Raw genomic sequence first — 22667 nt, forward strand, 5'->3', positions numbered from 1 at the left:
GACCATGCCTGAGCTCATGTCCCAACCAGCGCGAAGGAGGGGACGCGCTTCGCGCTCCGGTTCCGTGCCAGCGCCATCATCGGGCGTTCGACGACCCACCATGATGTCCCCGCCGCCAGGAGGGTGAGCGGCACCGCACAGATGAGTACCAGCCAGGGCTGACCGGCAGGGACCGTGGCTATCACGGCCTGCAGGATCAGGAAGCCCCACAGATAGATGCCATAGGAGTAGTCGCCGAAGCGGGCTGCATCGCGCAGCAGCGGGGTCGAACCCCCGCCGACGTATCTCGTCAGATAGGGAAGGGCCACGACGAGGAGAGCTCGCCCGACCCACTCGTCTCCCACAAGCCCGACGATCATCAGCGCAACCACGAGGCATCCGGCGAGCGCGTGCGATCGGCGCACTCCCCACCTCTCGTAGACGCCGCCGACGAAGAACATCATCATCGCGGTGAACGTGATGTTCAACGCGCGCAGGGATCCGTCGCCCGCTGTGGCGACGCAGCCGATCAGCAGCGACGCGCCGATGAGAACCGTGCTTGCGGTTCGCCAAGGCGTCGAAAGCCGGAACGCCAGTGCGCCGATGAGCATGACGCCTAGGTAGCACGCGACCTCGGGGCCGAGGCTCCACAACGAACCGTTCACGGCATCCGACGGGTTGTCGATGAAGACACCGGGCAGGGGGTACTGGGCGATCAGGAGAAGATTCCACAAGTACTGCCACGTCGAGGTGTCACTGAAGTACCGGGTGGTGGTCAGGCTCGAGAAGAGCGGGCCGATGACGAAGATCGTCGCGACGACGACCACGGCCAGCGCAGGAAAGATGCGCCCGGCACGCCTGACGACATAGGGAATGACCCTCGGGTCTCGGAACCAGCTCTGCGTGATGAGCTGACCGCTCACGGCGAAGAACACGAACACGGCGACCGTGTAGACGGGCCAGCCCATCATCCGTGGCGCGCTGCCCCAACCGCCGAGGGGCCAGGCGTGGAAGACGAGAACGATCAGCGCGGCGATGAGCCGGATCGCGTCGAAGTTGTTCCGGTGCGTTGCAGCGTTGCTCTTGGCATCAGACATATGTTCTTCCGCTTTCGGACGGGGGTCACGCGCGGCAACGCGTGACCCCCGTCGAACGGGTCTCACAGTGAGGCGGCCGTCTCGGCCACCGTCGGGCGAGGAGCCCGTGCCGTGACTACCAGGAGATGTTCGCCCCGCCGGCGATGATCCACACTCCGGAGCCCGACCCCTTGAACGACTGGCCGGCCGGTGTGCCGCCGTTGTACTGGAATCGGTATGTCCCTGCGGCGACATCGCCCCAGTCTTGGTTCGCGCCCGGTGCAGCTGTTCTGTTTCCCTGCGACACCCATCCCGTTCCCCACACGTCTTTGAGCAACTGCAACTGGGTGGAACTGATGTTGGTCCAGGAGATCGGGGTGTTCGGCACATAGAGCTGAATCGATGTCAGGCGCACGCGCGTTGCCGCGGAGTCCCCGTTCGAATCGGCCCAGGTGCTGGATCGAGTGCCAACCGTCCATCCCGGAGCGGGGATGGAGCTCGAGCGACTGCCTTCAGCCATGGCCGGTGCCGCGAAGAGCAGCGATGCGGCGACCGCGCCGGTGATGGCGGCGGCGGCGAGTTTCCGAGAACGACGAATCATTGCAGATTTCCTCCGGTCCAACCGGCGTCGATTGGTGCCGGTTGGCGCCACTATGGCAGCGCGTCCGCGGTGCTTTGCCGTACCTGCTGGTTCCTGACAGACGACCTCACAGCACCTCGAGCTTGTACGCGAGGATGACCGCGTGCACGCGATCTCTGAGGTAGAGCTTGGCGAAGACGCGGTTGACGTGGGACTTCACCGTCGCCGGAGTGAGGTGCAGGCGCGCACTGATCTCTGGATTGGAGAGCCCTGTGGCGATCGCGAGGAAGACGTCGTATTCGCGAGGAGTGAGACGGTCGAGGGGTGAGGGCGGGCTGCCGGTGACCGGAGTCGCGTCGCGCTTCACGTAGTGGTCGATGAGTTGTGTCGTGATGCGCGGTTCGACGACACTGTCGCCCGCGGCGACGGTGCGGACGGCCGCGGTGAGTGTTTCGGGCGTGGCGCTCTTGAGGAGGAAGGCACTCGCACCCGCATGGAGCCCGCCGAAGGCGTACTCGTCTATGTCGAAGGTCGTGAAGACGATGACTTTGATGCGGGAGTCTTCGGTCGTGATCCGTCGGGTGGCTTCGATGCCACCGATGCCGGGCATGCGCACGTCCATGAGCACGACGTCGGGGTGCAACTCCGCTGCCAGGGCGACGGCCTCTTCGCCGCTGCCGACTTCGGCGATGACGTCGATGTCGTCGGTACTGTCGAGCACGAGGGCGTTGCCCATGCGCACGAGGGGCTGGTCGTCGACGACCAGGACGCGGATCGGTGGCGGAGTCATGAGGGATCGGCTCGGCTTTCGTCGTCGATGAACAGGGTCGCGGTCGTGCGCCACCCGCCGGCGGGGAGTCGTCCGCTGGAGCTGGTGCCCGAATACGTGGCGGCACGTTCTGCGACGCCGCGGAGCCCTCTGCCGCTGCCCTGGCTCGGTGCCCCGGCTGCGGGCGCGTGTCCGTCGTCGGTGATCCTGAGCGCGATCTCGGACCCGTCCGACTCGAGTCGCACCTCGACCCGGGTGGCTCCTTCGGCATAGCGCAGCGCGTTCGTCAGGGCTTCTTGGACTATTCGGTAGACGGTGGTCGCCAGGGTGGGGTCGTGCGGGACGGCGCTTCCAACGCGGACCAGGTGCACGGGGAGTCCCGCAGCGCGGAAGACGTCGACGAGTTCTTCCAGGTCGGGGAGGTTGTGGCCGGAATGATGCAGTGCTTCTGCGAGGCCGGCGTCGTCATCGCGGAGCAGGTGGAGGATGCGGCGCATGTCGCTGAGCGCGGTTCTTCCGACGTCGCTCAGGTTCCGCAGCGCGGTTGCAGAGCGGTCGGGATGCTTCTGCCACCCGGTCGATGCGCCGTCCGCGAGGGCGATCATGATCGAGATCGAGTGGGCGACGACGTCGTGCATCTCGGCGGTGATCCGGTTCCGTTCGCTGACCCGCGCGTTCTCCAGTCGCTGTTCCACGAGCGCCGCGTGTGACTCCTGACGTTGCCGGCGGTTCCTCCCGGCGAGCCCCAGCGACAGCGCGACGAGTGCGAGCGGGTCGAGGAAGAGCGGTGAGAACGTCTGCCCGTTCGTCAGGAAGAGCGCGAAGGCACTCAGCGCAGGAAGGCAGACGCCGATCGCGTATCCGAGTGCAGCGCGCGGAAAGGGGCGAGTGGCGGCGACGGTGTAGAGCGTGAACGCGAACGGGAAGCTCAGTGCCCCGACGCCGGGGAGCACCCATACGGCGACGGCGCCGACGCACACGGTCGCGCAGAGTGCGAGCAACGGTGATCGGCGACGCCAGAACAGCGGTACGGATGAGACGACGGCGATCAGGGCGCCGGGCCAGAGCGGACCCTGCCCGGCCAGGGCGAAGGCGAGAACCTGCAGAGCGACGGCGGCGATCACCACCAGCACGTCGACGACGAACGGGTGTGATGTGAACCAGCGCATCTTCTCGAGCATCCGTCCTGCGTGCTGTTCCTTCTGCGGCATCGGGGCGGCGGCCCGGAGCTCGGACCGCCGCCCGCATGCGGTCATGCGTCCCGGCGTCTGAGCACGATCGCGGCTGCGGTGAACAGGACGACGCTCCAGGCCAAGAGTACGAGATAGCCGCCCCAGGGTCCCATCGGGTCGGTTCCGAGGGGCGCCAGAAGGAGCGACCCGGACTCGATCGGGAAGAATCGGGTGATCTCGGTGCCGTATTCGGAGAACATCTGCGGGATCACCGGCACGATGACCAGGAACACGATGGTCGTCAGGACGGCCGCGACCACGTTTCTGATGAGCGAGCCGACGGCGATGCCGATGATGCTCAGCGTCGCCAGGTAGAGCCCCGATCCGAGGATGAGGCGGATCGCATCAGCGGTATCCAGCGGATAGCTGTAGCCACCGCCGGCGAGGATGGTCGGCGCGATCGCGAATCCGATGCTCGAGCTGACCACGCCGATCACGAAGGACACGGCGGCGATGATCGTGGCCTTCGACACCAGCGCCGGAACCCGCTGGGGGACCGACAGGAGCGTCGTCTTGATCTGACCCGAGCGGTACTCGTTGGTCACCATCAGTGCGGCGAGGACCGCGAGGACGACGCCGACGTATCCGGTCTTGTCGACGATCATCTCCGCGTAGGCCTCGTAGTCGGCCTTGGGCGAACCGCGGTCACGGAACACATAGGCCAACGGCATCGCGATCCCGTTCGCGATGAGCAGCAGCAGGGTGAATCCGGCCAGGGCGAAGTTCGAGGTGAGGCCTCGGAACTTGATCCATTCCGAACGGATCGCGCCGGGGAGGTCGGCATTTCTTCCGGTGGCTTTCACCGGCTCGGTGAGAGTGGTCATCATGGTCCTTTCTGCGGTGCTGATCTCAGAGCCCGGTCGAGGCATACTCGACGGCGTCTCGGGTCAGCGCGTTGTAGGCGTCTTCGAGGGTCTGGCGTACAGGCGTCAGCTCCGTCAGGAGGATGCCGGCTTCGCGCGCTGCCCGAGCGATCTCCTCCGCGGTGAGTCCGTCGATCTCCAAGAGCTCCAGCTCCGAAGAGGTGACCGTGACGCCGGCGTTCGCGATCCGGTTGCTCAACGCGGCGGTTTCCGTGGTGCGCACCCGCACTCTGGTCTGCCCGCCCGCCGTGAGGGCGTCGATCGGTGAGTCCGCGATGATCTCGCCGCGTCCGATGATGATGACGTGGTCCGCGATCAGTGCGAGCTCGCTGAGCAGGTGCGACGAGAGGAACACGGTGCGCCCCTCAGCGGCGAGATCACCGAGCAGGGTCCGCACCCAGGTGACGCCTTCGGGGTCGAGACCGTTCACGGGTTCGTCGAGGATCAACGTCGACGGGTCGCCCAGCAGTGCGGCGGCGATGCCGAGCCGCTGGCCCATGCCCAGCGAGAACCCGCCCACCTTCTTCTTCGCCACCGATGTCAGTCCGGTCGCGTCGAGCACCTCATCGACCCTGGCCCTCGGGATGTGGTGGGTGGCCGCGATCGAGGCCAGGTAGTTCACGGCCGTGCGGGACTTGTGGGCCGATCTCGCGTCGAGCAGCGCGCCGACCTGCTGCAATGGTGCTCGGTAGGAGGCGTACTGTTTCCCGTCGATCAGTGCCTGCCCCGAAGACGGGCGGTCGAGTCCGACGATCGAGCGCATCGTGGTCGACTTACCCGCCCCGTTCGGCCCGAGAAAGCCCGTGACCGCACCCGGCTGAACCGTGAACGACACGTCTCGCACGGCATAGCGATCGCCGTACCGTTTGCTGAGATTCTGAACCTCGATCGTCATTGCGTCTCCTTCGATCCAGCGTCCATCGCTGACCTGTTTCCAGGCTAGAAATTCGCACTCCGCCCGCCCGCCAACCAGGGGTTGATCTTCGAGGTCCACCGACGGATGGGGGCGTCCGGAGGAGGGCCTACAGAGCCCGGTCGGGCTCAGCGAGGACGCGCCGCAGCAGGGGAGCCGTCGCGACGACCCCGAGCTGCACGAGCAGAACGCCGAGCGCGATGCACGCGATGACGGTCACGATGAACAGGGGCGCGGTGAAGACCGACAGTGCGACCACCGGTGCGAACAGGACGCATGCGGCCACGGCCGGGAAGACCGCCGCGACGAGCAGCGGAGAGGCCACGGCGAGACGTCGGGAGCGATTCATCACCCGTGGCGGCATGCCCAGCCGGTCGAGGCTGACGTAGAGGGCGCGACGTTCCAGCACGGACGCCGCCTGAGTGATGCCGACCGTGCATGCCACGAGCAGATACGACACCGCCACCGCGGCGATGACGACCGTGCGGATGTCGGCGAAGAACACCAGCTGGTCCGCTGCGAGGACGGTGTCGCCGTTCTGCACCATGTCGAGGAAGCCCAGAACCGATCCTGCCGGAACCGCGATGAAGCTCGCCAATCCCACCCCGGACACCCATCGCCACGCCGCTGCCGGAGACTCCAGCACGCCGCGAGCTGCGATCAGGTCGTCGGCCGTCCGGACACGAGCGAGCTTCCGCCGTGCGGCCCCGCCGATCAGGAACGGCCCTACGAGATTGAGAACAGCCATGACGGCCACGAGCACGACCACGATCGCCGCGGTGATCCCCACAGCGCCCCAGCTCACCGACGTGACCTGCATCAGAGTGACGCCACCGGCGAGCACGACGGCGCCCGTCACCAACCGGACCCAGTGGAGACGCGGAGCATCCGTCCGCATCCGAACTCCCAGAGGCGAGATGATCACGCGGCGCAGCCCGACCGCGGCACTGATCGCCGCCACGGCTGTGAGAGCGCAGGCCAGAATGCCGAGTGTCCACGCCGGGAGCCACACCTCGGAGAGAGCGAGGCGCTCCCCGGCGATCGGCACCAAGGTGAGGGCGGGGACGAGAACGGCATAGCCGAGCAGGCCGGCGATCGCCCCAGCCGCAGCGAGAAGAGACGCCTCGATCACGGCGAACCCACGGACCCACGTCGATGACGCGCCCAGCAGACGCAGCACCGCCAGACGATCTTCCCTTCGACGGGCGGAAAGCTGAGCCGCCGATGTCCCCAGAGTGCCGGCGGGCACCACCAGCACGGCGACCATGGCCACCGCCAAGATGTTGTACTGGCCGAAACCGTCATCCGACGCCATCCAGAACAACCTCGCCAAGGCTGCAGCAAGATAGGTCACCGCCCCGATGATCGCGAAGGCCACCACCGGCAGCGTCACGGCGGAAGCGTCGCCGCGGGAGGGACGCACGAGAACGGCCAGCGCCCGCAGTCTCATCGGGACGCCTCCTTGGCGGCATCGATTCGTCCGTCGCGGAGGCGCACCACCCGATCGCACCGCGCGGCGACATCCTCGTCATGCGTCACCACGACCAGGGATCGCCCCTGCCCCGATGTCGCCGCCAGAAGTACCCCGAGAACATCCGACGCCGTGCGCGAATCGAGCGCCCCGGTCGGTTCGTCGGCGAAGATCACGCGTGCGTTGGTCGCGCGTGCGCGGGCGATGGCGACCCGCTGCGCCTGTCCGCCGGAGAGTTGACCGATTCGTCGGTCTTCCATGCCGCCCAGGCCCAGCTCCGCGAGCAGACTCTCGGCGGTCCGCTCGGCCTCCGCCCGCCCCGCGCCGTTCAACAGCAGAGGTAGAGACACATTCTCTGCGGCGGTCAACTCCGGAATGAGCATTCCGTCCTGGAAGACGAAACCGAATTCCGTCAACCGCAGGGCAGAGCGCTCACGATCCGCCATCGCCGCCACATCCACCGCGCCCTGTTCGGTGTGCAGCATCACCGTGCCGGAGTCGGGGCGGATGACCCCGGCCAGCACGAGGAGCAGCGTGCTCTTTCCCGATCCGGATGCCCCCATGATCGCCACGGCTTCGCCGTCGAGGATCGTCAGCGACACCCGGTCGAGCGCGACCGTCGAACCGTAGTGATGGGTCAGGTTGGTCGCACGGAGGCGTGCTTTCCGTTCCTGGCTGCCGACGGTGTTCGCGTGATCTGATGCGTGCATGAAGCCGACGCTAGAACGCGCCGGATCACGCGAACACCAACCACGGGATGAGGTCAGGGATCATGCGGCCGGGATCGGCCAGCGCACGCCTTCGGTGGTGTAGACCCCTTCGCCGCCCCACTGCACGCTGACGGCATCGAGGCCCTTCGGGATGAGGAAGATCTTGCACCCCTGGTAGACATCGCCGACTTCCTGCGGGAAGTCCGACGCCGCCGGTTCCCGTGCGCAGAACGCGTCGGTCTGCGACGGGCCGAGGCCGCCGACGATGATCGGGATGTCGGCGAGGGAGCCATCGGACAGGACCAGCTGGACCGCAGTCACCGCCGGATACATGCGCTCGCCCTCGAGGAGCGCGTATTGATAGTCGACGTAGAGCGGCGTGACGTCGCCGAGCTTCGCCCGCTCGTCATCGGGGACGTAGGCGAAGTCCGCCTCGAGGTCGCCCGGCGTCGCCGAGATGGGCACGACCCCGACGGTCATCGTGGTCTGGTCCGAGGCCCACTCCCGACCGACGACAGCCCATTCGCCGTCACCGAGCGTGGTGCCGGCGGGCGTCGTCGGCGCCGCGGCCGGAAGCGGAGATATCGGGTCGACGAGAGACTCGAGACGCTGCTCGGCCAGTTGTTCCTGATACCGCTCCTCGACGCTCGCGGTCGGGGTGGTTTCGCTGGTCGGCGCCGAGGGAGAACAGCCGGCCAGAAGCACGGCGACGGCGATCGCCGCCGCTCCTGTCGTTGCTCGTCCCGCGATGACGCCGGTCGTCTTCTTCGCATCGCTCATGACTCCACGGTATCCAACGCGGCTCATGCGAACACCAACCACGGGATGAGGTTCGGGCCCTCGAGGTGGTCGGCTAGCGTGGTGCGCATGCATCCCCGTTTCCGTGTCTCCCACAGCCAGATCGAAGGCGATGCCGCATGAGCACCGACGTGTGGTTCCTCGCGGCGAACGCCTCGTTCGACGAGTTCGTCGCCGCATTCCAGCCGGGCGACGCCGGGCGTGACTTCGGTGACGGGCAGACCCTGCTGCACCGCGCTCTGACCAACGGTGACCTCTCGGCACGCGTGGCGATCAGTTCGTTCCTGCTCGATGAGGGGGCCGATGCCACCGCCCTCTCCGGGGTCGGTGGCGAGCGGAATACCGTGCTGCACGCCCTGCTCGGCCGGGGTGACCACGACGTGCCGGCGGAGGTGCCGTTGCTGCGCCGGCTCATCGAGGCGGGAGCCGACATCAATCACTTCTCCGGTCGGTTCCGCACTCCGCTGCTCACGATCGCCCGTCAGGCGAAGTTCTCGGATGCCACGCTGGCACCGTTCTACGACGTGTTCTTCGAACAGCCGCACCTCGATCTGCTGGCAACGGCGAAGGATGGTCGCTCGGTGTACGAGAGCATCCAGCTCATGCGCGAACCGCATCGTTCCGACCTGAAGCGCCGTGCGGCCGCCTACCTCGCAGAGCGCGGCCAGCAGGCTCCCGAGACCACAGCGAAAGAGTAGGTGGATGAGCATGAGGCCCGCCGACATCATCACCAGCGCTGTGAAAGACACCCTGAAGCCGTATCTCCTGGAGAAGGGGTTCGAAGCGGACGGGACCACCAAGTTCCGACGTTCGGTCGGTGAGGCGGTCCAGACAGTGGAGATTCAGCGCAGTCGCGTCGGCGGGGCGCAAGGCTTCGTGTACCTCAACGGCATCATCCACCTGCCGGCAATCCACGAACTCCTGGTCGGGGTGGATAGTAGGCCACGCCCGAGTAATTTCATGTTCCGCCCTCACAACGTCGATCGGAGCCTCCCCGAGGCGATCGCCATCACGCAGGAATCCGACCCGGCCGACATCGGTGCGGTGGGGGTTCGCGGTATCGACGCGTTGCTCGGCAGGATGAACGAGTTCACGACGACGGCCGATGCCGTCGACTATCTCTCCGGGAAGAAGCTCTCCGTTTTCGAGGGCGTTTTCGCGTGGTATCTGCAGCACGATCAGCTGGACCGCGCACAGGCCTTCGTCACCGGACTCCACGAGTACTTCGGCGCACAGCGGCGGTGGGAGAAACTCGCGGGGATGCTCGACGCCGTCGCCGCGCACATCTCCCCGGAAACGCCCTGGCGAAGCTGGCTCGCCACCCCGTGACCGGCGCGATCGGATGACGGACAGCACGCCGCAGCCGCTGGTCGAGCTGCTGATCGAGGGCGTCGATCTCGAGCTGGTCGATGTCACGCTCGAGCCTCCGTCGGTGCCGACGACGCTCGCGTGGTGCTGGGCGCACCTCGACCGCGCTGTTCCGGATCCTTCACGCGTGCAGTTGGTGGTGACCGGATACATGGCCGGTTCGGTGGCGCGCTGGTCTCCCGAGAAGGACACCGCGGGAATCCATACCGTCGAGCACGGTGCGGGACTCTCCGCAGGGAAGACGATCCGGCTGCCGGACGGCCGCGCCGTCGTGCTGCTCCACGCGCACCACTTCCGCAATGATCTCGACCGCGACCAGACCGAGGTCAACGAACTGATCGCCAGGCGCGTGCTCGTGCACGAAACGCAGCACGTCGTCATGCACCAGAACCGACAGGTCTACCAGCCTGATGCGACCGCGAGCTTCCGTGATCTCAATCTCGTGGGCGGAGCTGCAGCGATCATCGAGGAGTACCGGGCAGAGATCAGTGTCGGTGAAGAGTTCCGCCGTGGCGAGCCGGTGTGGGAGCCGGCCGCGGTCATCGCCGACCTGCAGGCCAACCTCGATACAGCTGTCGCCACGTACCAAGGTCATCGCTCCGTCGACCGGCTGGTGTTCGAGGTGACGAGTTCTGTGCTGATCGGGTGGCGCGGACTCGCGTATGCCGCCGCCCGGGACGCCGTCGTCCCCGGTCGCGATCTCCGGAGCGAGGTCGGTACCGACCCGGTGTGGTTGCGAGGATTCGATGAGGCCTGGCCCGCCTTCACCGCTGTTCTCGAGCGCATCGGACCCGCGGATGCCGTCATGTCGAGACAGGCTCTGGACGACGCGGCCGCGGAGTTCGCCCAGATCCTCGGCCTCTCGATGACCGGCCTCGGCTTCCGCTGGCAGGGCGACATGTTCACGATCGAGCCGTGGTTCGTCGAAACCTCGACGTACGGGGCCGCGCGCGCCGACGCGGTGACGGCCATGCAGCGGCTGCGGATGAAGTGGGCCCGACGCCCCGCACTGGGTGGCCGCATCGCGAGTTGAGGGGTCGTCGCAGCCTCGACCTATGGTGGGAACACAGTCAGATAGAACACGGCCAGATAGGAGATGGATGATGCCCAGCGCATACGGATCAGCGAAGTCAGGTTCCTACGAGGACTTCGTCGCCCTCTACGACGGAGACGCTCACGCTGTCGGCTCCACCGGGCTGACTCTCCTGCATCGTGCGCTCGGAAACCGCCACCTCGACGCCCGCATCGCGATCTCGAATCGGCTGCTCGACGACGGGGCGGATGCGGGAGCAGTCGTCGCGCCGGAAGGGTATTCGACGCTGCACATCCTCTTCTCCCAGACCTCCCACGATTTCGCCGGCGAGGTGCCGCTCGTCGAGCGACTCCTGGAGGGTGGGGCAGACGTGAATGCCAACGCCGCCCGCTGGGGCACGCCGCTGCAGACGCTCGCGGGGCTGCACAAGTACTCCGACGAAGAGCTCGCGCCCTTCTACGACGTGCTTTTCGCGCGCGACGATCTCGATCTCCTCACGCCGGCAGGCGAGGGGATCAGCACGCTCGAGACCAGCCGCCGGTTCGAAGAACATCGTGCGAACCTCACCGCGCGGATGGAGCAGCACCTCTGACGCTCGAGCTGGCGGGCTAGGCCTGTGCGGGTGCCGGCGCGGTGGTCTCGGCCTCGACCGGCCTCTCGTCTGTTCCCTTGATCACCCAGTGGACGACGACGACAGCGAGGATGCCGATGACGGGCGCCAGGATGCTCGCCCCGGCGCCGTTGAGGGGTGCGAAGCCGACGGCGAAGACGGACACGTCCCACAGTCCGTGCAGCGCCATGGCCCAGATGAGAGAGCCCGTGACCCGTCGCACGATGTAGAAGCAGGTGCCGGACATGGCGGCGATCACCACTTGCCCGAGTGTGCCCAGGAGCGGGGCTCCGAGTGCGGCGTTGAGCAGGTGCATCGCGCCGAAGAGGATCGACGTGAGCAGCCAGACCCAGACCTCGGATAGGCGTGAACGGAACGCTGTCAGCAGGAGCCCTCGCGACATCAGTTCTTCGCAGAATCCGACGGCGACCCCGAGGGCGAGCAGGGACAGGAGGAATGACGCGTCGAACTGGGACCAGTCGGTGCTGAACAGGTTCACCACAGCGACGACGAGCATCAGCGCGGGAACGAAGATCGGCCACTTGTGGTGCGATCGCTTCCGCTCGAACAGTGCAGGCTTCCACCACCCCAACGCCCAGGTGGTGATCGCGAGAAGGACAGCGCCGACAGCGAGATCGAGCACCGCGCCGCGCCAGGTGAACTCGGCAGACTTTCCGATGTCGGTGTATGCCACCCCGCTCAGCTTCGACACGACGAAGATGACGACGACGTAACCGACGTAGATCGCCAAGCCGATCCAGACGCGAGGGGTGACGCGCATGTGCTGTTGCCTTCCGGTCAGGGAGTGGTTCGACTGCTCAACCTAGCGCGGTGCGCCGACGTGTGCACACCTGCGGGAATCACCCACTGACGTCAGGGCTTGTCAGCGCTCCGCGGGTGTCGGGGTGCTCAGTGTCTCTGTACGCTCCAGATGCGAAGCGGTCAAGACATGGCAGAGCCCGAAATAGGCATTCGTCTGTGTCCTGCGCCCGCTCCTACCCTGAGGTCGTGCGGTCAGGCTGGTGCCTATCGCTGACGACGTCGGGAGGTAACCATGAGTGGTCCGAGTGATGGTGGAGGCGAAGGCGCGCGGCTGAGCAGGCGGACGTTGCTCACCGGCGCCGGCGTCGGTGCGGCCGGTCTTGCCTTCGGGTCCGACACCGCGTCGGCGAGCCCGCAGAGGAAGGACCGGAACCATCGGACGCGCGTCGTGCTCGCGGGGACAGCCGGTGGGCCGCCCCCTCAGGCGGGCAGGCTGGGCATCTGCACAGTGATTGTGGTCGAAGATCGTGCCTACATCGTGGATCTCGGTCCCAGCGGGGTGACCGCCTACGCAAACGCTGGGCTGACGATGGAGCAGATCCGCTCCGTGTTCGTGACCCACCTGCATTCGGACCACATCGCCGAACTGTACAACCTGTTCTGGCTCAACTACGGTGCCCAGGGCGCGCGAGGCAAGATCACCGGTCCGGTCGACATCTATGGTCCCGGGCGCGCGGACAAGCCTCCGCAGGCGCCGGGCGCGAAGGTCCAGAACCCGGACGATCCCACACCCGGGCTGACGGACTTCCTCACGTCATCCGTGGCGGGGACCGCCTATGACCTCAACACGCGAATGACGGAGAGTCGGACTCCCGACATCTGGGAGATCCTCAAGCCCCATGACATCGCCCTCGCCGGCATCGACGCCGGTGCCGCCAACCGCGTCCCCGCGATGGAGCCGATACAGATCATGGATGACGGATTCGTGAAGGTGACGGCGATCCTCGTCGACCACCCGCCCGTCTTTCCATCGTTCGCCTTTCGCTTCGATACGGCCGACGGTTCCGTCGTCGTCAGCGGCGACACCGCCCCCTGCGACAACCTCATACGTCTCGCCCGTGGTGCGGACGTGCTCGTGCATGAGGTCTACGATCACGACTACTTCACCGCGATCAATCCGCGACTGGCGGAGACGTTCTCCCGGACCCACACCGCCTCACACGTCGTCGGCGGGGTGGCAGCGGCAGCCGGGGTGACGACCCTCGTGCTCAACCACCTGGTGCCTGCCGGGATCAGCGACGTCCGCGACTCCGTGTGGAAGCGCAACGCGCGCAGAGGATTCTCCGACGAGGTCATCGTCGGCCGTGACGGCGACGAGATCGGTGTGGGGCGGCGAAGACGCTAACTCAGCATCCAGGCGAGGCGCATTGGCGTTGTTGACTGCTGCTTCATCGACGTCGGTGTTCGGTTCGGTCCGCGCGAGCCATCTGATCGCGATGAAGGACGGCCAGATGGTCGCCGAGGGGCCGTCGGAGGAGGGTGTCCCCGAGCTCGTGACGAGCTCGGGGACACGCCTGGCGCTAGGGGGTCGGCGGCAGGGCGTACAGTCTTCCTTCCCCGGGCGCGAAGCTCGATGACAAGGTTCCCGTGGCTGGGTCATAGTTCGTACCCACCTCGGCTTCCGTCGTCTTCGATACCTCTGTCACGGCGCTCGGTTTAGGTGACAACGAGAACGACACCGTCCTGGAATTGACGGTATCCCGGTTGGTGACCATCACGTACTTTCGCCCGTCAGCGTCCGTGGAATAGCCGAAGACGAGCGGATCCGATGTGTTGGAAGGTTGCATGAAGAAACTCGAAGGCAACGCGGTCGCGCCAGAGGGCAGCGTTCCCGTGTGGTACACGTTCTGCGAGGTCAACGAGAGCAGTGTGGGCCCCAGTTTCTGCACCGCGGCGTTGATATCCTTGGCGTACGTGTACAAGGGACTCTTCGTTCCGTCCGGCAGAATGATGCCGCCATTGAATGTCTCCGCCTGTCCGGTGGGAGTCACATAGGTGAAGTAGTTGATACCCTTCGCTCCGTACGCAAGGCTCGTGAACACCTGGTACCGCATTTCTCCTTCCGTGGGAACCCGGAGGGAGCCCGGAATTCCAACGGACTGAATATAGGTCCAAAATGGAATGTCTGCAGCCAGCGATTGCCGACGGATGACCTCCATATTCGAGTAGTACTCGGGACTCTCGCCGCCGTTCGCGCTGAACGGATAGTGGTCATACATCAAGAAGTCAGGCCTCTTGCTCGCCCACCGATAGACGTAGTCTTCGTAGGAGAATGCCGTGAGGTTCTGGTTGATCGTGAACCAGAAGTCCCCGTCCGAGGGGCTGCCGGCGACATAAGCCTTCCCGTCCTTCTCCCAGTCCGTTCCGCTCGTCGACTTCACGACCCACCCCACGGCGTTGTCGCCGCCACCGTCATGGGTGAGCTCCCAGTAATACTCCGTGTTCGGGCTGACGGTCGCATTCAGAGTGAACTGCGGATAGTTGGTGCTGGAGACGGACTTCGTCTGCTGAGAGATCAGCGAGGTCTTGGCAGGAGAATCCCACAGTTTGAGAGTCAATGCTTCATTCGCGCCCCACTGACTGTTGTCGATGTAGAGCTGAATCGTGGATATCTTCGTCGTCCCCGAGTTCGTCTTGAAGGTCTGCCCCGAAGAGCTCGCCGAACTCACGAAGACGCCCGTCTGTTCGCCGAACCCGAGATCGGCGGCGTAGTTCGGGAGGAGGTTCATATACGTGAGGTGGTCCGGATCCTCCTGTCGGAACAGTTCCATCGTCTCCTGCAGACCGGTCATGATTCGAGCGGGGGGTTCATCCGTCAGGTTGTACCCGAGAAACCCTGGATTCGTCTTGTAGTGATCCGCGATCTCCGCGACCTTGGCCGCTGACGGCACCGACCCGCCGGAGTACATCTTCTGCCCGTAGTGCAGCCTGAACCAGAAGTCGTAGGCACTCAGCGGGCTGCCGCCCTGATAGGCCGTGCCGCCGCTGTACACGTCCGTCGAGCTTCCGACGACCCAGCCGACGCTGGCGGGATCATTGCTCGTGAGTTCCATGTAGTAGGTGGTGTTGGGGGTGAGCCATTTGTACAGGCCGAACACGGGGGAGTCGTTGGTCACCGGCCCGGTGATCGAGGCGCTTCCGATCAAGGTCGTCTTACTCGGCGAGTCGTAGAGGCTGAGCGTCAGAGTTCTGCCGGCCGTCCACCTCGTCTTGTCGATATACAGTTCGACGGTATCGAGTGCCGTGTCCGGATTGGCTGGCGTCGTGAAGGTCTGCCCCAGCGACACGGCGTTGGTCACGAACTTCCCGTCGTTGCCGACGGTCTGCTCCACGTAGAACTTGTTCGAACCCAGTCCGTTGTCCTGGATGACGCATTTCAACCCGGCCGCGGCGCACTGAGTGAGCGCCGCATCCGTCAATGTGTAGTCGAAGATTCCGTTGGACAGCAACGCGTAGGTCGCGTTCATGTCTTTGATCTCTTGGTATTTGGCGGCCGTGGTGTTCGCGGGGTCCGGCGACCAGAATATGCCGATGGGAAACGGCGGTACATCCGGGGTGACGGCCTGCGCCGTCGAGAAACCACTGGATATGACGGCGCACGCCGTCAATATCGTCGCAGCAACGATATTCCTTCCGGTAGACAGTTTGTCTTTTCGCATGGGGATAAGCCTCCTATCAATGTAGCTTTTGCATTCTCATCTGACAGATACAGGAGCCTTCGTGCCCCAGCGGATTTCCAGCTCCACGTGCCGGGTAGGCGCATCGATCCGCACAGTTTCGGAAGCCTCGTCATAGACGCCGCAGCTCACATCCGCGGAGCGAGGGCCGTCAGCGTGCGGAAGTCGGACGAAGAGCTCGGCAGGAAGCCTCTGCTCGTCGAGGTCGACGGTGAGGTGAGCTCGGTCGCCGTCCGACGAGACCGTCAGTTCGACGTCCATGGCGCCGAAATAGCTCCGGACACCAGTGAGACGGATGTTTTCGCCGGCGCTGAGCCACGCGCGCGGGACGCCGGAGAAGAGAGTCAGCCGGTTCTCGATCTCGAGGTAGAGCATCCATCGCGTCTGCATGAGGAACCAGGCTTCCTCGTGGGTCTTATGCGGACTGGCGTGGAAGTAGTGCTCCCAGAACGAATAGGTTTCGCGGTCGGCGAGGGACGTGAGCATCGTGAAATAGCCGCGCAGGAATGCTCCGACTTCGCCTCTTCGCAGATTCGTGTAGAGATGCGGGCTGTAGTACGGCTGGCTGAGCGCAGCGTTGTCGTGCATCAGCAGGTCGGCCGAGTACTCGAGCATCTCGGTAGCCACCTGCTCCTGCGGATCGATGACTTCCTGCATGTTCAGCCACATCGGACCGATGAGTGCATCGCGGGTCGTCACCGTGCCGTGCGTCAGATAGCGCCCGCCGGTGCGATCGAGGACGACAGGGCCCGGCTGACCTGCCCACGGCGGGACGGTCCGTGACCACGTGCCATCGGCGAGCGGGACGACGGGCGACTGGGACATCCAGTGGTCGAGTGATGCGCGGATGTCCTGCCGCAGCTCGTCGGCTGCAGCCTGCCACCCGCTCGCGAGTTCGGGGTCGAGCTCACGCATGACCTCGGCCGCGCGCGCGAGCCCGAGGTAGGCGAATCCGTTCAGCATGTACCCGGCGAAGTCATCTTCGGGGTCCGCGGCCTTGCCCGTGATCAGTCCGTGCGGAACACCTGCGGCGCGCTGCACCCGTCGACGCTCGAGGATGTACCCGACCGCGCCTTCGATGGCGGGTCTGGAACGACGGAGTGCGTCGAGATCCTTGGTGTAGCGGAAATGCTCACCGAATGACCAGAGAGCCGCCTCGGTCTCGAGCATGTAGCCGTTGAAGTTCTGCATGAAACCGTCGTCATGCTGCTTCTCCTCAAAGTACCTCAACGATCGAGCAGCGAGGTTGGACCAGCCGATCGAGTCGAAGAACTGGATGATCGGGGCGCTCTCGGAGCCGATCGGCGGGTAGGTGCCGATGGTCGCGGCGACGGGGCCATCAGGCTCCTCGCCATAGGCGATGATGTCGAGGTGCAGCGCGCCGGCCGACACCATATCGGTGATGCGCTGGTCGGGAACCCGGATCGTGGCAGCCGTCTGCAGACGCGCGCGCCAGAACGCGGCGGTCGTCTCCAGCACGTCCTCGAATCGGCGTGCCTGCAATGCCGCAGCGCGCTCCGCGCTGACGGGCGAATGGACGACATACAAGTCGATGTCCACCGACTCACCCGGCAGGAGCAGCGGCTTCATCTCCTCATCCCGTGCCGGTTCGCCACCGATGGAGACAGCGGCGAAGACCCGGTCGGCGGAAAAGAGGCTGAATCCGTCGGCGAACTCGAAATCCCTCACGCCGTATTCGTCCCCGACGTACGGGCCTGGAGCCGTGACGAAGGCATGACGCGGCGCGGATGACGTGTTCGTCGCACGCACACGGACGTACATGACGGTCTCCTCCGCGGGAGCATGGCGTGCCCACCGTTCGTCGAAGGTGTCGCGCTGCTCGGCGGTGAGCATGTGACCGGAGCTGTGCACATCGGCGATGAGGTAGTCGGTGCCGAGGTTGGTCGCCGGCGTGAGGTCGGATTTCTCCAACCCGGCGAACATCGTGACGTCGTAGCGGATGGAACCGTCGAGGATCTCCGCCAGGACGATGGGGAGACTGCCCTCCAGAAGCGAGCGCCGCACGTCATGTTGCGCGCCCGCGCCCCGGCCGATCAAATACTTGTAGTCGACGGCGGAGTCCAGCTCGTCGAGCTTGACACCGAATGTGTGTCGCTGCGGAGTGATCCAGTTCAGGATGCGCTCGCCCAAGCGCCCGGCGCCGATCCCCGCGAAGCCTAGATTGAAGATGCGGAAGTCCCGGCTGAGGCCTAGCCATGTGGGTCCGTTGAGCCGACGGGTGCGCTCTGCCGCAGCGTCATAGGAGTCTTCGGATCCGTCGAAAGCCGCGTGCGCTGTCGGCACTCCGGGCGACAGTGCGCGTTCGAGCAGGGCGTCGTAGTCGCGCTCGCCCCCCTGTGTCGCGAGGGCGACTCCGAGGGCGCGCACGACGATCACGTTCACCTTCTCGAGATCGTCGGGCCAGACGGAGAATCCGCCGCGCGCAGTCTGGACGGTGATCTGCGCAGAGGGGCGTTCCTCCCATCTGACGGTCATCGACCGTGAGTTCTTCCGAACGATCTCGGCGCTGTTCGGGACCTCTACGCCCGGATCTTCGTCCAGTGTCTCGAGGGAGATCTCGTACATGTCGGCAGGGGTCCTTCCCAGTGGCGAACGCGTGTTGATCGCTCGCGGATGCGAAACAAAGTGATGGCTTTGCTCACGGTAGGAGGTGTCGACTTGTGTGTCAAGTAATTGTTGATGCGGGCAGTTGGCCCGTTGTGCTCTTAGTTTTGGGCGAGGTTGTAGTTCAAGTTGTTCAGACCGCTCTCGGTGTCTGCAAGGTCGGCGCGCATCGCCGCCTCGGCTGCATCGGGGTCGGCGGCGGCGATGGCGTCGCGCAGCGCGACGTGCCGATCGACGGCGACGTCCACCTGTCCGCCTTCAGCGACGTAGCGTTCCCAGACGGCGAGACGCGACTCCATCAGCAGCGCGCTGAGACCACCCAGCACGAAGCCGAAGACGGGATTCGCTGCCGTGGCGATGGCCTGGTGGAACTCCATGTCGATGCGAAGGCGGGCTTCGTCGTCGGTCTCGGTGCGCAGCTCGTTGGCCAGATCTGACAGCAACGCGACGGTCTGGGGCAAGGGGTTCCGCGCTGCGAGCCGTACCGCGCCCACCTCCACCACCTCACGGAAGGCATGCAGGTCGTGCGCTGACACATACTCGAAAGTGAACTTGGTCCTGAGCAGCGTCGACAGTTGTTCGGCGCCGGGCTGCGCGATCACACCCTCCCGACCTTGGCGGCGGTCCAGCATGCCGCGTGCAGTGAGCTGCGCGAGTGCTTCGCGAATCACCGTGCGAGAGACGCCGAACTCTTCGGCGAGCTTGCCGGTGGAGGGGATCGAATCACCCTCTCCGAGGTGCTGTGCGGCGAAGTGGGCGGTCAGCTGATCGACCACGCCGTCGGTCATCGAAGTACCGCCGGTCTTTCCGTTTCCTGAAACTGCCACGTCTCCTCCTCGGTGAACGCGTAAGGTGCCGGTGCCGGGGGCGGTGCGTGTGCCCGGCGTGTGGTGCTGATCACCGACCTGATCGTCCACGTCCAGCTACTCGCGTCGCACAAGTATGACAGCAGTACCGAAAGACTCTGAAAATTCTTGCCACAAAGCCTAGAATCGCCTTGTCTTGACACACAAGTTTGCCGATCAGTAGTGTGTACTGATTCTAGACTCCGATCCGGAGAGTCTCGAGAGTGTTCCGCGATGGGACTGACAAAGGACTTCAGGGCCAGAATGCAGACCACGGGCGAAGCGGCGGGTGACCGCGTGGCGGTCGTGACGGGCGCGGCGTCCGGCATCGGGCGGGCTGTGGTCGCCGAGTTGCTCGACGCCGGGTGGCGGGTCGTCGGGCTCGATATCGATCCGCGCGTCGACGAGATCGCCGACGACCGCTTTCGCGCCGTGCAGGGGGATGTCTCCGAACGTGCCTCGCATGCTCTGGCGGTGGAGGCGGCGCGAAGCCTTGGCACCTTGAGTGGTTGGGTCAACAACGCCGCGGTGCAGGAGAATCAGCGCGCGGACGCGCTGACCTCCGACGCCATTCGGCGGCAGATCGATGTGAATCTCATCGGCACGATGTGGGGCTGTGCGGCTGCCGTCGAAGCGATGCCTTCCGGCGGGTCCGTCGTCTCCCTGAGTTCGATCCATGCCCTCGTGGGCTTCGAATCGGCATTCGCCTATGCCGCGACGAAAGGCGCAATCGTCTCCCTCGCGCGGCAACTCGCCGTCGACTTCGGTCCGGTCGGTATCCGATCGAACTCCGTCCTCCCCGGCGCGATCGACACGGCGATGTGCCGGGACGAGTGGGCGGCGTCGCCGGACCCGATCGCAGCGCGAAGGACTGACGAACGGCTTCACCTGCAGGGCCGCATGGGGCAACCGCGCGAGATCGCCAAGGTCGTCGGCTTCCTATTGTCCGACGACGCGTCGCTGATCAATGGGCAGGCGATCGTCGTCGACGGAGGGGCGCTCGCCCGTATCGCTCCCTGACAGCGGTGTGTCAGAGCCCGCGATGACGGCTCTCTTTGACGGGCGCGCGAGAAACGTGAATCCGTGCGCCGCGCACTTGTCACACAAATGGTGCATGGTTTCGGTGTTGTCTGCAACCGGAAGCGCTCCAAAGTCGTACTTGACACACAAGTGGCACTTTGATTGACTGGCCGAGCCATCGAGTGGTGGCGCAAGCGAGTGCCAATGTGGGCACAGAGATGCGGGGCTGTTGCAGTGAGAATTGATGCAGTCGACTTCTTCTACCTCTCGATGCCCGTCATCGAGGACGTGGGGGACGGGAGCCAGGATGTCCTTCTGGTACGTGTCGAAGCCGGCGGTCATGTCGGATGGGGCGAGTGCGAAGCTTCCCCCCTCACGAGCATCGCCAGCCTTGTCGCCCCCATGTCCCACAGCGCCTGCCACCCCGTGATCGACTCCGTGCGGGGACAGGCGCTGGACACGGTGCAGGACATCGCGCGAATCGGGGAGCTGGTGAAGGAGAGGTCCTTCGACCTCCTCCAGGCGCCACACACGGTGTCAGGCATCGACATCGCGATGTGGGACCTCCTCGGGCATCGTTTCGAGGAGCCAGTTCATCAACTGCTCGGTCGAGCGGAACCGCGACCTCGGCGTCCCTATGCATCCGTGTTGTTCGGCATCACGCCCGAGGAGACTCGCGTCCGCGGCGCACAGGCTGTCGCCGACGGCTTCACTGCGGTGAAGTTCGGGTGGCAGGACTTCGGTCGAGGTTCTCTCGCGGCCGACGTCGAGCAGCTCGCTGCTGCGCGGGAAGGCATCGGCGACGCTGACCTGCTCGTCGACGCGGGAATGGTGTGGGGTCACGATCCTGAACCGGCCATCGCCCGGGTGCCGGCCTTGGAGGCCTTCGGCGTCCGCTTCATCGAAGAGCCGTTCTTTCCGGGGGCCGACAGGGCATACCGTGCGCTCAAGGGTGCTCTTCGCACCGTGAAGCTCGCCGGCGGGGAGGGCAGCCACTCAGTGGAGATGGCCCTCGGAGCCATCGACCATTCCGGGGTCGACTTCATTCAGATCGACGTCGGCCGGATCGGCGGCATCACGGCGGCGGCCGTCGTGGCCGACGAAGCAGCCAGAGCCGGCGTCCAGTACGTGAATCACACGTTCACCTCGCATCTCGCACTCAGCGCGTCCTTGCAGCCCTATTCTTCGGACCCGCACGCAGACTTGTGCGAGTACCCACTCGATGCGAAGGCCGTCTCCAGGGATCTCACCGTGGACCGCCTCGAACCGGGAGTCGACGGGTTGATTCGCGTTCCGTCCGCACCGGGTCTGGGGATGCGCGTCGATGAAGATGTCGTGGTGCGATATCTCGTCGATGTCGAGATATCCGTCGCGGGTCGAGCGTTGTACAAGACCCCGAGTCTGAGTCGAACGTTGGGAGCGGGCAGATGAACGTCTTGGCAATCGGGGCACACCCGGACGACGTCGACCTCCTCTGCGGCGGCACGCTCGCGCGCTATGCGGCCGCCGGCCATCACGTCACCGTTGCCGTCGCCACCAATGGCGACGTGGGATCCCAGACGCTGTCGCGTGACGAGATCGCCAGCATCCGCCGGGTGGAGGCGCAGCGATCCTGCGATGTCATCGGGGCAGAGCTCATTCTCATGGAGTACGACGACGAGTGGTTGTTCGACGACCGCGAGACGCGCACGACGTTCATCGACGTGATCCGCGCGGCCCAACCGGACATTCTCCTCGCGCACAGTGTCATGGACTATCACCCCGATCACCGCATCGCCGGGCAGATCGCGGCCGATGCGAGGATTCCCTCCGCCGTGCGGCTCGTGGAGACACAACGGCCGGCGCTGGCGCAGATCCCCAAGCTCTACACGATGGACACCATCGGGCACCTCGATCCGAACCTCGATGTCCTCGTCGACATCACCGACGTCATGGACAAGAAGCTCGAGATGGTCACCGCGCATGCCAGTCAGCGCGCCTGGCTGGACCACATCTTCGGCATGGACTACGTCGAGTTCGTGATCGAGCAAGCGCGCCGCCGAGGTGCCGAGATCGGCGTCGACTACGCCGAGAAGTTTCGAGATGTACCCGTTTTCCCCCCTGCCAGACCGGAGTTGCCACCCCTGGGCGAAGTCTGAACTCCGTTCCATGCCAAGAAGAAGCAAGAACAAGAAAGGCAAGAAATGTTGCGCAACCATACAGCGGCGTCAAAGGCTCGACGCGCTCTGATCGCCGCCACCGTGGCCATCGGTGCGATCGCACTCGTTTCGTGTAGC

General features: G+C 65.3%; 21 protein-coding genes. 8 read left to right on the plus strand and 13 right to left on the minus strand.

Annotated features, from left to right (window positions below; genetic code table 11):
- Positions 1 to 14 precede the first annotated feature (14 nt).
- The 9 genes from J7E45_RS13925 to J7E45_RS13965 all read right to left on the minus strand — a co-directional run bounded on the left by J7E45_RS13925 (position 15) and on the right by J7E45_RS13965 (position 8373).
- Positions 15 to 1076 carry an acyltransferase gene (locus J7E45_RS13925; RefSeq protein WP_215070056.1) on the minus strand — a complete coding sequence of 354 codons (1062 nt, stop codon included), beginning with the start codon at positions 1074 to 1076 and terminating at the stop codon, positions 15 to 17.
- A 115-nt stretch (positions 1077 to 1191) separates the two neighbouring features.
- Entirely contained in the window at positions 1192 to 1656 is a 465-nt protein-coding gene (locus J7E45_RS13930) for a hypothetical protein (RefSeq protein WP_215070057.1), read from the minus strand.
- Positions 1657 to 1762: 106 nt separating this feature from the next.
- Positions 1763 to 2425, minus strand: coding sequence for a response regulator transcription factor (locus J7E45_RS13935; protein WP_215070059.1), 663 nt, complete (start codon positions 2423 to 2425; stop codon positions 1763 to 1765).
- Entirely contained in the window at positions 2422 to 3585 is a 1164-nt protein-coding gene (locus J7E45_RS13940) for a histidine kinase (RefSeq protein ID WP_215070060.1), read from the minus strand. The genes J7E45_RS13935 and J7E45_RS13940 overlap by 4 nt, the downstream gene beginning before the upstream one ends.
- A gap of 71 nt (positions 3586 to 3656) precedes the next feature.
- Complete coding sequence (locus J7E45_RS13945) at positions 3657 to 4460, minus strand: ABC transporter permease (protein ID WP_215070061.1); 804 nt, start codon at positions 4458 to 4460, stop codon at positions 3657 to 3659.
- Between the two features lie 25 nt (positions 4461 to 4485).
- A complete protein-coding gene (locus J7E45_RS13950) occupies positions 4486 to 5394 on the minus strand; it encodes an ABC transporter ATP-binding protein (RefSeq protein ID WP_215070062.1) in 909 nt (302 codons plus the stop codon).
- Between the two features lie 127 nt (positions 5395 to 5521).
- On the minus strand, positions 5522 to 6862 hold the full coding sequence (locus tag J7E45_RS13955; RefSeq protein ID WP_215070063.1) for a permease: 1341 nt from the start codon (positions 6860 to 6862) through the stop codon (positions 5522 to 5524).
- Positions 6859 to 7593: an ABC transporter ATP-binding protein gene (locus J7E45_RS13960; protein ID WP_215070064.1), complete on the minus strand. Its 735-nt coding sequence runs from the start codon at positions 7591 to 7593 to the stop codon at positions 6859 to 6861. Before J7E45_RS13960 ends, J7E45_RS13955 begins: the two co-directional genes overlap by 4 nt.
- A 60-nt stretch (positions 7594 to 7653) precedes the next feature.
- A complete protein-coding gene (locus J7E45_RS13965) occupies positions 7654 to 8373 on the minus strand; it encodes a hypothetical protein (RefSeq protein ID WP_091029880.1) in 720 nt (239 codons plus the stop codon).
- 137 nt (positions 8374 to 8510) lie between these two features.
- Here J7E45_RS13965 and J7E45_RS13970 point away from each other — a divergent pair, with 137 nt between their 5' ends.
- The 4 genes from J7E45_RS13970 (at position 8511) to J7E45_RS13985 (ending at position 11384) form a co-directional block, all read left to right on the plus strand.
- Positions 8511 to 9089, plus strand: coding sequence for a hypothetical protein (locus J7E45_RS13970; RefSeq protein ID WP_215070065.1), 579 nt, complete (start codon positions 8511 to 8513; stop codon positions 9087 to 9089).
- Positions 9090 to 9093: 4 nt separating this feature from the next.
- Positions 9094 to 9720 carry a DUF4304 domain-containing protein gene (locus tag J7E45_RS13975; RefSeq protein ID WP_215070067.1) on the plus strand — a complete coding sequence of 209 codons (627 nt, stop codon included), beginning with the start codon at positions 9094 to 9096 and terminating at the stop codon, positions 9718 to 9720.
- A 13-nt stretch (positions 9721 to 9733) separates the two neighbouring features.
- Positions 9734 to 10792, plus strand: coding sequence for a hypothetical protein (locus tag J7E45_RS13980; RefSeq protein ID WP_215070069.1), 1059 nt, complete (start codon positions 9734 to 9736; stop codon positions 10790 to 10792).
- A gap of 70 nt (positions 10793 to 10862) precedes the next feature.
- Positions 10863 to 11384, plus strand: coding sequence for a hypothetical protein (locus J7E45_RS13985; protein ID WP_215070071.1), 522 nt, complete (start codon positions 10863 to 10865; stop codon positions 11382 to 11384).
- Positions 11385 to 11400: 16 nt separating this feature from the next.
- Here the strand turns inward: J7E45_RS13985 and J7E45_RS13990 are convergent, their stop codons facing one another.
- On the minus strand, positions 11401 to 12183 hold the full coding sequence (locus J7E45_RS13990; RefSeq protein ID WP_251054264.1) for a CPBP family intramembrane glutamic endopeptidase: 783 nt from the start codon (positions 12181 to 12183) through the stop codon (positions 11401 to 11403).
- 273 nt (positions 12184 to 12456) lie between these two features.
- Between J7E45_RS13990 and J7E45_RS13995 the strand changes: the two genes are divergently transcribed.
- A complete protein-coding gene (locus tag J7E45_RS13995; protein WP_215070073.1) occupies positions 12457 to 13569 on the plus strand; it encodes an MBL fold metallo-hydrolase in 1113 nt (370 codons plus the stop codon).
- Positions 13570 to 13744: 175 nt separating this feature from the next.
- On the opposite strand, the gene J7E45_RS14000 is transcribed toward J7E45_RS13995, so the two are convergent.
- The 3 genes from J7E45_RS14000 to J7E45_RS14010 all read right to left on the minus strand — a co-directional run bounded on the left by J7E45_RS14000 (position 13745) and on the right by J7E45_RS14010 (position 19443).
- Positions 13745 to 15883: a beta-galactosidase gene (locus J7E45_RS14000; protein WP_215070075.1), complete on the minus strand. Its 2139-nt coding sequence runs from the start codon at positions 15881 to 15883 to the stop codon at positions 13745 to 13747.
- A gap of 36 nt (positions 15884 to 15919) precedes the next feature.
- Positions 15920 to 18397: a hypothetical protein gene (locus J7E45_RS14005; protein ID WP_215070077.1), complete on the minus strand. Its 2478-nt coding sequence runs from the start codon at positions 18395 to 18397 to the stop codon at positions 15920 to 15922.
- A gap of 230 nt (positions 18398 to 18627) precedes the next feature.
- A complete protein-coding gene (locus tag J7E45_RS14010) occupies positions 18628 to 19443 on the minus strand; it encodes a FadR/GntR family transcriptional regulator (protein ID WP_215070079.1) in 816 nt (271 codons plus the stop codon).
- A 192-nt stretch (positions 19444 to 19635) separates the two neighbouring features.
- Here J7E45_RS14010 and J7E45_RS14015 point away from each other — a divergent pair, with 192 nt between their 5' ends.
- From J7E45_RS14015 to J7E45_RS14025, 3 genes are all read left to right on the plus strand, one after another.
- Positions 19636 to 20391 (plus strand): SDR family oxidoreductase, encoded by a 756-nt coding sequence (locus tag J7E45_RS14015; protein ID WP_215070082.1) that lies wholly within the window; start codon positions 19636 to 19638, stop codon positions 20389 to 20391.
- Positions 20392 to 20595: 204 nt separating this feature from the next.
- Positions 20596 to 21822 carry a mandelate racemase/muconate lactonizing enzyme family protein gene (locus J7E45_RS14020; RefSeq protein ID WP_251054266.1) on the plus strand — a complete coding sequence of 409 codons (1227 nt, stop codon included), beginning with the start codon at positions 20596 to 20598 and terminating at the stop codon, positions 21820 to 21822.
- The gene (locus tag J7E45_RS14025; protein WP_215070084.1) at positions 21819 to 22529 is read left to right on the plus strand and encodes a PIG-L deacetylase family protein; all 711 of its coding nucleotides are present in this window, start codon (positions 21819 to 21821) and stop codon (positions 22527 to 22529) included. Before J7E45_RS14020 ends, J7E45_RS14025 begins: the two co-directional genes overlap by 4 nt.
- Positions 22530 to 22667: the final 138 nt, after the last annotated feature.

Origin of the sequence: Microbacterium sp. ISL-59 (assembly GCF_018613945.1) — a bacterium.
GTDB lineage: Bacteria > Actinomycetota > Actinomycetes > Actinomycetales > Microbacteriaceae > Microbacterium > Microbacterium oxydans_B.